Origin of the sequence: Pseudomonas sp. SWRI77 (assembly GCF_014269105.1) — a bacterium.
Taxonomy (GTDB): Bacteria; Pseudomonadota; Gammaproteobacteria; order Pseudomonadales; family Pseudomonadaceae; genus Aquipseudomonas; species Aquipseudomonas capeferrum.
Genome location: NZ_JABWRV010000001.1, coordinates 517,459 through 530,033, shown reverse-complemented (window position 1 = coordinate 530,033; position 12,575 = coordinate 517,459). Strand labels below are relative to the sequence as shown.

Sequence of the window (12,575 nt, the reverse complement as noted above, 5' to 3'; positions counted from 1 at the left end):
GCCTTTGGGGAGTCTCATGGATGTGACCGACCTGTTGGCCCGTGCCGTGGAAGCGGGGGCTTCGGACCTGCACCTGGCTGCAGGCCAGGTACCGATGCTGCGCCTTGATGGCGAGCTGCAACGCATGGACGCGCCGCCACTGCTGTCGGCGGCCCTGAGCGATGCGATGACACCCTTGCTGGCGGATGAGCAGTGCCAGCAATGGGCACAGGGTGATGAGCTGGACGTCGCGTTGCAACTGCCAGCGCTGGGCCGCTTTCGCCTGAACCTGTTTCGCCAGTTGAACGGCCTGGCGGCAACCTTTCGCGTGATCCCGAAACGCATAGCGACGCTCGATGAACTCGACCTGGGCGAAGTGTTTCTAGCTGTTGCGCAGTGTACCGATGGCCTGGTTCTGGTGGGCGGGCCAACCGGCAGCGGCAAGTCCAGTACCTTGGCGGCGCTGCTCGATCAACTCAACCGCGAACGGCCTGTGCATATCATCACGTTGGAAGACCCTATCGAAGTTATCCACAGCAGCCAGCGCAGCCTGGTCAATCAGCGCGAAATTGGCCGCCATTGTGGCGGCTTCGCTCAGGGGCTGCGCAGTGCGCTGCGTCAGGACCCGGATGTGATCGTGATTGGTGAGTTGCGTGATCTGCAGACCATACGCCTGGCGTTGCGGGCGGCGGAGACGGGGCACCTGGTGCTGGCGACGGTGCACACCCGTTCGGCCATCAATAGCATCGACCGATTGGTCGAGGTCTTTGCTGCCGAGGAAAAGCCACTGGTGCGGGCGATGCTGGCCGAGTCGTTGCGGGTGGTGGTGGCGCAGGTGCTGGTCAAGCGCGTGGGCGGCGGCCGTGTGGCGGCGCGGGAAGTGCTGGTGGCCAACACGGCGGTGCGTAACTTGATCCGTGAGGGGCGGCTGGCGCAGTTGCAGTCGGTGATGCAGTCGGGAGCCGCGGCGGGCATGCGGACGATGGAGGCGGCGTTACGTGAGCTGCACGCTAAAGGATTGACCGAAATCTTGTAGGAGCGGCCTTGCGTCGCGAAAGGGCCGCAGCGCGGCCCCAGGTTTTCAGCTTCGCATCAAAGATCGCCGGGGCCGCGCTGCGGCCCTATCGCGACGCAAGGCCGCTCCTGCACATACACACAAAGCTTGATCAGCGCTTGGCCAACGCCAGTTGCTGCTCTTTCGGCAATACGCGCTTGGCCACGACATAGTGCTTCTGCCAGTAAGGCTTGCTCAGGTTGTCGATGCTCACCCGCTTGCCGCGGCGCGGGGCATGGATGAAGCGATCGTTGCCCAGGTAGATGGCAACGTGGTTCACCCGGCGGCTCTTGATGTTGAAGAAGATCAGATCACCCGGCTTGAGGTCGCCCTTGGCGACCTTAACGCCGTGGCCCTGGGCCATGGCATTAGACGTGCGCGGCAGGTCGACGTCGGCCACATCGTTGAAGGCGTATTTGACCAGCCCGCTGCAGTCGAAGCCCTTCTTCGGGCTGCTGCCGCCCCACACATAGGGCGTACCGAGCACATTGACCGCGCGGCTGAGCACATCGCTGCTCTGCTTCGGCGACATGGCAGCCACTGGCGCGCTGCGGCTGCTGGCGGCATTGTTCGGGCGCGCGCGCAGCGTGGTGTGCTTGGTCGGCGCGTGTTTCACCGAGGCATTGGTGGTATAGCCGGTGAAACCATTGGGAAGACGTTGCTCACGATTGGTGGCGTGGGCGGCCAGGGGTAATAATAGACAGAGGGTCAGCCATGTCTTGAGTAAAGGCGGCATAGATGAAGCTCTTTATGAATAGTTATGTGTTGGGCGCGCAACTTTATAACAGCTTTTTGATCAATTTTTGATCCGTTGGTCGATTGGCAGGGTGCCATACGTCGGCCAGCAACGAGAAAGTCACATTTTTTCTTAGAAAATTTTCGGATAACCCACGAGGGCTATGAATGAACAGTTATCAACAGAGTGAACCGCTTCACGACACCCACAGCAAGGTCATCGGTTACCTGTTGTGGATTTTTGGCTTCACCGGCTCGCACCGCTTCTACTATGGCAAGCCGATCACCGGCACCCTTTGGTTCTTCACCTTGGGCCTGCTGGGCATCGGTTGGCTGATCGACCTGTTCCTGATTCCCGCGATGGACCGCGAGGCTGACTTGCGCTTCCGGGCCGGCCGAATCGACTACAACATCGCCTGGATTCTGCTGACGTTCCTGGGCATCTTCGGCGTGCATCGCCTGTACCAAGGTAAATGGGTCACCGCGATCATCTACTTCTTTACCGGTGGCCTGTTCCTGGTCGGCGTGCTGTACGACTTCTGGACCCTGAACAGCCAGATCTCCGAAGCCAACAGCGACCGGCGCTGAGGGTACGAAAAAAGGGTAAGAAAAAGGCCTTGGCGCATCACTGCGGCAAGGCCTTCTGGTTACTGGCGGGTCTGGCGCTGTTGCAACAGCAGGTTGCTGAAGCCAGCGCCGGCAAGCTGCTTCTGCGCCCCGGTCAGCTGTTCACGATTGCTGAACGGCCCGACCAGCACGCGGTACCAGGTCTCGTCCTTGACCGTGCCCGACTCCACCTTCACCGACTGGCCCAGCAGAATGATCTGCGCGCGGACCTTGTCGGCGTCAGCCTGCTTGCGGAACGAGCCGGCCTGCAGGAAGAACTGGGTGGTCGCCGCTGGCTTGATCACCGGCGGTGCCGGGGGTGGCGTCTGGCCCAGCAGTGCAGCCTGGGCCCGCGCCGTGTCGATCTTCGCCGCTTCCGCCGGGGTAACCGGGGTCACCGGCTGGGCCGGTACCGGTGGGGTTTTCTCGGGTACCGCTTCCGGCGGCACGATGACTTCGGACTCCGGCAGCAGGGTGTAGAAGTCGTACTTCGGCTTCACCGGCTGCTGCGGGGCGGTCGCTGGGGTCTTGCTGGCTTCGGCGGCCTTTTCCGGTTTTTGCTGCTCCGGCTTGGTGCGCGTAATGTCACCGCCACCCGGTTCCAGCTTCATCAGAAAGACGATGAACGCGCCTACGGTCAGCCCGACCGCCAGCCATACCCAGCCGGGAATCGGCTGTTTGGCCGGCGCCTGTTGGCGGCTGGCGCCGCGCTTTGGAGCAGGTTTTTTCTTGGCAGCCAACTTACATGCGCTCCAGGGTTTCCAGGCCGAGCAGTTCCAGACCTTGCTTGAGGGTGCGACCGGTCAGTGCGGCCAGGCGCAGGCGGCTTTGTTGCTGCTCTGGGGTGTCGGCAGCGAGGATCGGGCAGTTCTCGTAGAAGCTCGAGAACAGGCCCGCCAGGTCGTACAGGTAGCTGCACAGCACGTGCGGAGTGCCCTTGTCGGCCACGCTGTTGAGCACTTCGCCGAACTGCGCCAGGCGCGCGGCAAGGTCCTGTTCCTTCTCGGCCTGCAGCACGATCTGGCCATCGACCTCGTCGAAGCCCTTGCCCAGCTTGCGGAACACGCCCGCCACGCGGGTGTAGGCATACAGCAGGTAAGGCGCGGTATTGCCTTCGAAGTTGAGCATCAGCTCGAAGTTGAAGCTGTAGTCGCTGGTCCGGTGCTTGGACAGGTCGGCGTACTTGACCGCGCCGATGCCGACCACTTCACCGATGTGGCGCAGTTCGTCTTCGGACAGGCTCGGGTTCTTCTCCTTGACCAGGGCGTAGGCACGCTCCTTGGCCTCGGTGAGCAGGTCGATCAGCTTCACGGTGCCGCCGTCGCGGGTCTTGAACGGGCGGCCATCGGCGCCGTTCATGGTGCCGAAGCCCATGTGCTCCATCTGCATCGGGTGGCCGACGAAGCCGGCGCGGCGCGCCACTTCGAACACCTGGTTGAAGTGCAGGGCCTGGCGCTGGTCGACAAAGTACAGGGCGCGGTCGGCCTTGAGCACATTGCTGCGGTAACGCACCGCCGCCAGGTCAGTGGTGGCGTACAGGTAGCCACCGTCGGCCTTCTGCACGATCACCGGCAGGGGCTCGCCTTCGCTGTTCTTGAATTCTTCGAGGAACACGCACTGCGCGCCCTGGTCCTCGACCAGCAGGCCCTTGGCCTTGAGGTCGGCGACCACGTTGGCCAGGTCGTCGTTGTAGGCGCTTTCGCCCATGACGTCGGCCATGGTCAATTTGACGTTGAGCAGCTCGTAGGTTTTCTGGCAGTGGGACAGCGAAATGTCCTTGAAGCGGGTCCACAGCGCCAGGCACTCAGGGTCACCGGCCTGCAGCTTGACCACCAGGCCACGGGCACGGGTGGCGAATTCTTCGGATTCATCGAAGCGCTTCTTCGCCGCACGATAGAAGTTCTCCAGGTCCGACAGCTCGTCGCTGGTGATCGGGTTTTCCTGCAGGTAGGCCATCAGCATGCCGAACTGGGTACCCCAGTCGCCCACGTGGTTCTGGCGCACGACCTGGTCGCCAAGGAACTCCAGTACCCGTGCGACGCTGTCGCCGATGATGGTCGAGCGCAGGTGGCCGACGTGCATCTCCTTGGCCAGGTTGGGTGCCGACATGTCGATCACCACCTTCTCGCTGGCACCGGCCTTGCGCACACCCAGGTGGTCGTCGGCCAGGGCGGCGTCCAGGCGGTTGGCCAGGGCACTGGTGTTCTGGAAGAAGTTCAGGAAGCCCGGGCCGGCGATCTCGACCTTGCTGATGTCGTCACTGGCCGGCAGCGCGGTGATCAGCTTTTCTGCCAGGTCGCGTGGCTTCATGCCGGCCGGTTTGGCCAGCATCATCGCGATGTTGCTGGCGAAATCGCCGTGGGTCTTGTCCCGGGCGTTTTCCACCTGGATCGCCGGCGACAGCCCTTCAGGCAGCACACCGTCGGTGACGAGTTGGGTGAGGGCTTGCTGGATCAGCTGGCGAATGGTGTCTTTCATGGGGTTCTCTTTTCGACCGCAAGCGCGGTGGAGCGCTTCGATGCGCAGGTGGAAAAACTGGGCATTATCCGTTGCCGAGAGCGGGTTGCCAACCTTTGCCAAGGTTCGGGCTGTCAGTAAAGGTCTACCGGGTCCACATCCAGGGACCAGCGAACCTGCCGGCCGCTCGGCATCTGCTCCAACACTAGCAACCAGGCACTGATCAGTCGATGCAGAGGTGCCCGGGTATTGGCCTGTATCAACAGTTGGGCGCGGAAGCGGCCTGCTCGGCGCTCCATCGGAGCCGGTACGGGGCCCAACAGTTCAATGCCTGGGAGCTGCTGTTCGGCCACCAGGCGCTCTGCCGCGCTGCAGGCTTCGTCGAGAAAACCCTCGGCCTGGCCCGGTTTGTGCGCCTCGGCGCGCAGCAGGGCGAGGTGCGAAAAGGGCGGCAGGCCGGCCGCGCGGCGCTCGTCCAGGGCCTGTTCGGCGAAGGCGAAATAGCCTTGTTCGGTCAGCTGTACTAGCAACGGGTGGTCGGCCAGATGGGTCTGGATGATGACCTTGCCGGGCTCTTCTGCACGCCCGGCGCGCCCGGCCACCTGCACGATCAATTGCGCCATGCGCTCGCTGGCGCGGAAATCGCCCGAGAACAGCCCGCCGTCGGCGTCAAGGATGGCCACCAGGGTCACCCGTGGGAAGTGGTGCCCCTTGGCGAGCATCTGGGTGCCCACCAGGATGCTCGGCTGGCCGCGCTGGATGGTGCCGAACAGGTTGTGCATGGCGTCTTTGCGCGCCGTGCTGTCACGGTCTACGCGCAGGATCGGGTAGTCCGGGAACAGCACCTTGAGGCGCTCTTCGGCCCGTTCGGTGCCCGCGCCCACCGGGCGCAGGTCGACGTGGTTGCACTGTGGGCACTGGTGCGGCAGGCGTTCGTCATAGCCGCAGTGGTGGCAGCGCAGCACGCCGGAACGTTGGTGCACGGTCATGCGTGCATCGCAGCGAGGGCATTCGGACAACCAGCCGCAATCGTGGCACAGCAACGTCGGGGCAAAGCCGCGGCGGTTGAGGAACACCAGCACTTGCTGGCCCGCTTCCAGGGTTTGGCGGATGGCCTGCTGTAACGGGCCGCTGATGCCGCTGTCCAGTGGCAGGCTTTTCACATCCAGGCGCAGCATGCGCGGCGGGCGGGCGCCGCCGGCGCGGTGGTTCATGCGTAGCAAGGTGTAACGGCCGGTCTGGGCGTTGTGCAGGGTCTCCAGCGAAGGCGTGGCCGAGCCGAGCAGGATCGGAATGTTCTCCTGGTGGGCGCGCACCAAGGCCAGGTCGCGGGCGTGGTAGCGCAGGCCTTCCTGCTGCTTATAAGAGCCGTCGTGTTCTTCGTCGATGATGATCAGGCCGGGGTTTTTCATCGGCGTGAACAGCGCCGAGCGGGTACCGATGATGATGTCTGCCTCGCCATCGCGGGCGGCCAGCCAGGCATCCAAGCGTTCGCGGTCGCCGACGGCCGAGTGCAACAAGGCAATGCGGGCGTTGAAGCGCTGCTCGAAGCGCGCGAGGGTCTGCGGGCCCAGGTTGATTTCCGGGATCAGTACCAGTGCCTGCTTGCCGGCCTCGAGTGTTTCGCGGATCAGCTGCAGGTAGACCTCGGTCTTGCCGCTGCCGGTCACCCCGGCCAGAAGGAAGGCATTGAAACTGCCGAACCCCGTGCATACCGCGTCGAAGGCGTTGCGCTGTTCTTCATTGAGCGGCAGTTCGGGCTGCGCCAGCCAGTGCTCGTGGCGCGGGGTCGGCAAGTGGCGGCGAACTTCGACCGTGACCAGTTCCTTGGCCAGCAGCAGGTCGAGGCTGTCCTTGTTCAGGTTGAGCTTGCCCAGAAGGCTGTGCGCCACGCCGTGTGGATGCTGCGCCAGGGTCTTCAGCGCATCGCGCTGGCGTGGGGCGCGGGCGATACGCGGGTCATCGTGGCGGGCATCAGCGGCCACATGCCAGAACCGCTCCTGGCGCATCTCTGCCGGTTCACCCTGGCGCAGCAAGGTCGGCAACGCCCAGTTCAGGGTGTCGCCCAGGCTGTGCTGGTAGTACTGGGCGGTCCATAAGCACAGCTTGAACAAGGCGGGTGGCAGCGGCGACACCGGGTCCAGCAGTGCGGTGGCCGGTTTGAGCTTGTCGGCGGGCACTTCGCTCTGGTCGCACACTTCCACCAGCACCCCGATCATCTCGCGGCGCCCGAAGGGCACGCGAATGCGCATGCCGGGCGTGAGGGGCTGGCGCGCCATGCTCGCCGGTGCCCTGTAGTCGAAAAGGCGACGCAGCGGGGAGGGTAGGGCAAGGCGCAGGATGACATCGGACACGCGGAAGGTCTCGCAAGGGCGTTTCAAAGACTGGCGAGCCTAGCAGACGACAGTCGGTGCAAGCGACAACTTGCGCTGAGGCTGGGCTCTGGTATTATTCGCCGCCTAATTACGTGCGGTATTCAACAATTGGTGTTGGGTGGCGGCACGCAGCTCGAGGAAGTGACCATGAAAGCAAATATTCATCCGAACTACGAAGTAGTTGCAGTCACCTGCAGCTGCGGCAACAAGTTTGAAAGCCGTTCGACCCTGGGTAGCACCCTGGCGATCGACGTTTGCAACCTGTGCCACCCGTTCTACACCGGTAAGCAGAAAGTCCTGGACACCGGTGGTCGCGTACAGAAGTTTGCCGATCGCTTCGGCATGTTCGGTGCCAAGAAGTAATAATGCGCATGGCGAATCCCTCGGGTTTCGCGCTGTTGCAAAAAAAAGCGCCCCTTGTGGGCGCTTTTTTTGTGGCCGCGATCTGGCATTTGCCGGCCCTGGCGTTCTGCCCGCTGCCGGCCAACCCGCAGCCCGTGGTGGTGCGGCAGGTGGTGGATGGCGATACCTTGCGCCTGACCGATGGCCGCAGTGTACGCATGATCGGCATCAATGCCCCGGAGATCGGGCGCAAGGGGCGCACCAGCGAGCCCTACGCCGAGGCCGCCAAGCGGCGCCTGCAGGCCTTGGTCAAGGCCAGCGACGGGCGTGTCGGGCTGGTGCCGGGTGCCGAGGCCAAAGACAAATACGGCCGCACGCTGGCACATATCTACGGCCGCAATGGCAACAATCTTGAAGCACAGCTGCTCAGCGAGGGGCTTGGCTACCGCGTCGCCGTTGCCCCCAATGTGCGCTTGGTGGGTTGCCAGCAACTGGCCGAGCAAGTCGCGCGCAAGGCGGGTATCGGCCTGTGGCGCAGTTCGCCGGTGGCGCGCGCGAGGGATGTCCGGCAGTCCGGCTTCGCTGTCATCGGTGGCCGCATTCAAGGTGTCGAGCGTAATCGCGGCGGCGTCTGGCTGACGCTGGATTCCACCGTGGTGCTGCAGGTTCCCGCTCGTCTGCAACGCAACTTCCCGCCCAGCTTCTTCGATAACCTCAAAGGACGCCAGGTCGAGGCACGTGGCTGGGTGCTGGATCGTTCCCGCAAGGGCGGCCTACAGCCTGGGCAGCGACGCTGGGTGTTGCCATTGACCGATCCGAGCATGTTGGAACGCATTTCAGGCTGAAAAGATGTAGACATTTCGCTATTGGATTGTACACACTGTCAGTCTTATGCCCCGTGGGTTATAGCGTAAAGTCGTAGGCTAAAGGCCTTGACACAAGTGACCGACCAGTCTTGTGACTCCCCGGCTCTTTGCGTATCCTCGGCGGTCCGTCAGAACAGTAAATAGCGGAATGCCCACCATGTCAGACCTGAAAACCGCCGCTCTCGAATACCACGCTCAACCTCGTCCGGGGAAACTGAGCGTCGAGCTCTCCAAGCCCACCGCCACCGCCCGCGACCTCGCCCTGGCTTACAGCCCAGGTGTTGCCGAACCCGTGCGCGAAATCGGCCGTGATCCAGAGCTGGCCTACAAGTACACCGGCAAGGGCAACCTGGTTGCGGTGATCTCTGATGGTACCGCCATCCTCGGTCTGGGTGACCTGGGCCCACTGGCCTCGAAGCCGGTCATGGAAGGCAAGGGTGTTCTGTTCAAGCGTTTCGCCGGTATCGATGTGTTCGACATCGAAGTCGAGTCGGAGAGCCCACAGGCCTTCATCGACACCGTTCGCCGCATTTCGATCACTTTTGGTGGCATCAACCTCGAAGACATCAAGGCACCCGAGTGCTTCGAAATCGAGCGCACCCTGATCGAACAGTGCGACATCCCGGTCTTCCACGATGACCAGCACGGCACCGCGATCGTTACCGCCGCCGGCATGATCAACGCCCTGGAAATCGCCGGCAAGAAGCTGGAAGAAGCCAAGATCGTCTGCCTGGGTGCCGGCGCTGCCGCCATCTCGTGCATGAAGCTGCTGGTCAGCATGGGTGCCAAGGTCGAAAACATCTACATGATCGACCGCAGCGGCGTGATTCACGCTGGCCGCGACGACCTGAACCAGTACAAGGCGCAGTTCGCCCACGCAACCGACAAGCGCACCCTGGCTGACGCCCTGAACGGTGCCGACGTGTTCGTTGGCCTGTCCGGCCCGAACCTGCTGAGCGCAGAAGGCCTGAAGTCGATGGCGGCCAACCCAATCGTGTTCGCCTGCTCGAACCCCGATCCGGAAATCTCGCCAGAGCTGGCTCACGCCACCCGCAACGATGTGATCATGGCCACCGGTCGTTCCGACTACCCGAACCAGGTCAACAACGTACTGGGCTTCCCGTTCATCTTCCGTGGTGCCCTGGACGTTCGCGCCAAGCGCATCAACGAAGAAATGAAGATCGCCGCCGCCATCGCCCTGAAAGACCTGGCCAAGCTGCCGGTGCCGAAGGAAGTCTGCGAAGCCTACGGCGTCGAAGGCCTGGAGTTCGGCCGTGAGTACATCATTCCGAAGCCTCTGGATGCCCGTCTGATCACCGTCGTTTCCGATGCCGTTGCCAAGGCAGCCATCGAATCCGGCGTGGCGACCCTGCCGTATCCGAAGCACTACCCGCTGAACAGCGTGGATGAAGTGTTCAACGGCTGATTCTGGTCGTAGCCACACAAGAAAGCCCCGGCTCGTGAGAGTCGGGGCTTTTTTTGTCTTGGAGGCGTAGGGGCAGTGGGATTCGTCACCACACTTTTGTCGGCTGCGAAATCGGGCGCCGCGCGGGCGGCGCTCGATTTACGCGCCCACTCAAACCTCAAGACAGCACTGCGCTTTTAGAACAGATCCATCGGCGCCGCTTCATCTGCCGGCAGCGGGCTGCCCGGTGCCGCACCGTTGCCCAGCTCATCCACCGACGGCGGCGAGTCTTCAGCCTTGAACAGCTCGAAATAGGCGTTGGGCGTGCTCGGCGAGGCGGCGCGACCGCTGACCGGGTCAACCCGCAGGCTGAGGATGCCTTCCGGCTCCGCAGGGGCGTGGTTGGGCTTGTCCTTGAGCGCGGCGCCCATGAAGCTCATCCAGATCGGCAGTGCCGCTGTACCACCGTATTCGCGACGGCCCAGGGTTTCGGGTTGGTCGAAACCGACCCATACCGTGGTCACGTAATCGGCGTTGTAGCCGGAGAACCAGGCATCCTTGGACTCGTTGGTGGTGCCGGTTTTGCCCGCCAGGTCGGTGCGGCCCAGGGCCAGTGCACGGCGGCCGGTGCCGCGTTTGATCACGTCCTGCAGCATGCTGGTGAGGATGTAGCTGGTGCGCCCGTCGATGATCTGCTCAGCCACTGCCGGCACTTGTGGTGCCGGTGTGACCTGGCCAAAGGCGGCTGGCGCCTCGCCCGGCATCGCTACGGTGCTAATCGGCTGTTCAGGCGCGGCAAGGCCAGCCTGGTCCTCGGCACCTTGAGGTACACGGGCCGGGTTGGCGGTGAACAGTGTCTCGCCGTTGCGGCTCTCGATGCGATCGATCAGGTAGGGGGTGATCTTGTAGCCGCCGTTGGCAAAAGTGCTCCAGCCAGTGGCGATCTCCATCGGGGTCAGGGTAGCCGTACCCAGTGCCAGCGACAGGTTGCGGGGCAGGTCCTGCTTGTTGAAGCCGAACTTGGCGATGTAGTCGATGGTGCGGTCCACGCCCATTGCCTGCAGCAGGCGGATCGATACCAGGTTGCGCGACTTGTACAGCGCCTCGCGCATGCGGATCGGGCCGAGGAAGGTGTTGGTGTCGTTCTTCGGTCGCCAGACCTTGTCCAGGTACTCGTCGACGAACACGATCGGCGCATCGTTGACCAGGCTGGCGGCGGTGTAGCCACTGTCCAGTGCCGCGCTATAGATGAAAGGCTTGAAGCTCGAACCGGGTTGGCGCTTGGCCTGCATGGCGCGGTTGTAGTTGCTCTGCTCGAACGAGAAACCGCCGACCAGGGCGCGGATGGCGCCGTTGTAAGGGTCGAGGGTGACCAGCGCGCTCTGTGCGCCCGGCACCTGGCTGAACTTGAGCGTGCCGTCATCCAGGCGTTGCAGGCGCACCAGGTCGCCGACCTGTGCAACATCTGCCGGGCTCTGCGGTGTGCGGCCCTGGGAGTTGCTATTGAGGAACGGGCGCGCCCACTTCATGGTGTCCCAGGCGACGGTTTCTTCTTGGCCGCTACGGGTCAGCACCGTAAGCCCGGCCTTGTCGACCTGGGTGACGATGGCCGGCTCAAGGCCGCCCAGGGTGCGCTGCTTGCCCAGCTCCAGCAGCCAGGCTGCGTGGGTCTTGCCCGGGAAGCGCGCATCGGGGCCGCGGTAGCCGTGGCGTTCGTCGTAGTCGGAAAGGCCGCCGAGAATGGCTTTGTTGGCCATCTCCTGCATGTCGCTCGGCACGGTCGTGGTGACACGGAAGCCTTCGGTGTAGGCATCGCTGCCATAGCGGCCGACCATCTCGGCGCGGGCCATTTCAGCGATGTACGGGGCGTTCACCTCGGGGGTCGGCACGTGGTAGCTGGCGTTGAGCGGTTCGGCCAGGGCGGTCTGGTAGCTGGCCTGGTCAATCTTGCCGAGCTTGTACATGCGGCCCAGGATCCAGTCGCGGCGCTCTTTGGCGCGCACCGGGTTGGCCAGCGGGTTGAAGCGCGAAGGAGCCTTGGGCAGGCCGGCGATCATTGCCATCTGCGCCAGGCTCACGTCGCGGATCGACTTGCCGTAGTAGACCTGTGCGGCCGCATCGATGCCGTACGCCCGGTTGCCCAGGTAGATCTTGTTCACGTACAGCTCGAGGATTTCGTCCTTGGTCAGCTCACGTTCGATCTGCAGGGCCAGGAGGATTTCGTTGGTCTTGCGCGAGAAGCTGCGTTCGCTGGTCAGGAAGAAGTTCTTCGCCACCTGCATGGTGATGGTGCTGCCACCGGTCTGGATATGACCGGTTTTGACCAACTGAGTGGCCGCGCGCATCAGGCTGCTGGGGTCGACGCCATAGTGATTGAGGAAGTTGTCGTCCTCGGCTGACAGAAGCGCCTGGATAAATTGTGGGGGGATTTCCGCGAAGCGGATCGGCGAGCGGCGCATTTCGCCGAACTCGGCAATCAGCTTGCCGTCGCTGCTGTACACCCTGAGGGGGATCTGCAACTGGATGCTTCTGAGTGACTCGACCGAGGGCAGGCTAGGGCTAAGATACAGAAACGCACCGCTCACACCGAGTACGAGCGCGCTAATGACTGCGACGGAAGACCACCAGAAGAACTTCAGCAGACGTATCAAGGCTTTTGGGCGTCCAGGTTGATAAGTGAATTGCGTACGGGTCCGGCGGACCAAAAACGCTGGGCATTATAAGCATTTTTTCGCCTCGCCGGGTGACCGGCCAGG

General features: G+C 63.2%; 10 protein-coding genes. 5 read left to right on the top strand and 5 right to left on the bottom strand.

Annotated elements, in window-relative coordinates; all coding sequences use genetic code 11:
* The first annotated feature begins 16 nt into the window (after window positions 1–16).
* A complete protein-coding gene (locus HU766_RS02330; RefSeq protein WP_186652929.1) occupies window positions 17–1,015 on the top strand; it encodes a PilT/PilU family type 4a pilus ATPase in 999 nt (332 codons plus the stop codon).
* A gap of 130 nt (window positions 1,016–1,145) precedes the next feature.
* Here the strand turns inward: HU766_RS02330 and HU766_RS02325 are convergent, their stop codons facing one another.
* The gene (locus HU766_RS02325) at window positions 1,146–1,769 is read right to left on the bottom strand and encodes a C40 family peptidase (protein ID WP_186652928.1); all 624 of its coding nucleotides are present in this window, start codon (window positions 1,767–1,769) and stop codon (window positions 1,146–1,148) included.
* Between the two features lie 167 nt (window positions 1,770–1,936).
* On the opposite strand from HU766_RS02325, the gene HU766_RS02320 reads away from it, so the two are divergent.
* Window positions 1,937–2,356, top strand: a complete 420-nt coding sequence (locus tag HU766_RS02320; RefSeq protein ID WP_033702015.1) for a TM2 domain-containing protein — start codon at window positions 1,937–1,939, stop codon at window positions 2,354–2,356.
* A 59-nt stretch (window positions 2,357–2,415) separates the two neighbouring features.
* Here the strand turns inward: HU766_RS02320 and HU766_RS02315 are convergent, their stop codons facing one another.
* From HU766_RS02315 to HU766_RS02305, 3 genes are all read right to left on the bottom strand, one after another.
* Complete coding sequence (locus tag HU766_RS02315) at window positions 2,416–3,114, bottom strand: SPOR domain-containing protein (RefSeq protein ID WP_033702014.1); 699 nt, start codon at window positions 3,112–3,114, stop codon at window positions 2,416–2,418.
* Between the two features lies 1 nt (window position 3,115).
* Entirely contained in the window at window positions 3,116–4,852 is a 1,737-nt protein-coding gene (argS, locus tag HU766_RS02310; protein ID WP_186652927.1) for an arginine--tRNA ligase, read from the bottom strand.
* A gap of 113 nt (window positions 4,853–4,965) precedes the next feature.
* Window positions 4,966–7,185 (bottom strand): primosomal protein N', encoded by a 2,220-nt coding sequence (locus tag HU766_RS02305; RefSeq protein WP_186652925.1) that lies wholly within the window; start codon window positions 7,183–7,185, stop codon window positions 4,966–4,968.
* Window positions 7,186–7,353: 168 nt separating this feature from the next.
* Here HU766_RS02305 and rpmE point away from each other — a divergent pair, with 168 nt between their 5' ends.
* The 3 genes from rpmE (at window position 7,354) to HU766_RS02290 (ending at window position 9,840) form a co-directional block, all read left to right on the top strand.
* Window positions 7,354–7,569: a 50S ribosomal protein L31 gene (gene rpmE / locus HU766_RS02300; protein ID WP_033702012.1), complete on the top strand. Its 216-nt coding sequence runs from the start codon at window positions 7,354–7,356 to the stop codon at window positions 7,567–7,569.
* Between the two features lie 2 nt (window positions 7,570–7,571).
* On the top strand, window positions 7,572–8,393 hold the full coding sequence (locus tag HU766_RS02295; RefSeq protein ID WP_186652923.1) for a thermonuclease family protein: 822 nt from the start codon (window positions 7,572–7,574) through the stop codon (window positions 8,391–8,393).
* A gap of 178 nt (window positions 8,394–8,571) precedes the next feature.
* A complete protein-coding gene (locus tag HU766_RS02290) occupies window positions 8,572–9,840 on the top strand; it encodes a malic enzyme-like NAD(P)-binding protein (RefSeq protein WP_027592351.1) in 1,269 nt (422 codons plus the stop codon).
* Between the two features lie 176 nt (window positions 9,841–10,016).
* Here HU766_RS02290 and HU766_RS02285 read toward each other — a convergent pair whose 3' ends face one another.
* Window positions 10,017–12,470, bottom strand: coding sequence for a penicillin-binding protein 1A (locus tag HU766_RS02285; protein WP_033702010.1), 2,454 nt, complete (start codon window positions 12,468–12,470; stop codon window positions 10,017–10,019).
* Between the last annotated feature and the right edge of the window lie 105 nt (window positions 12,471–12,575).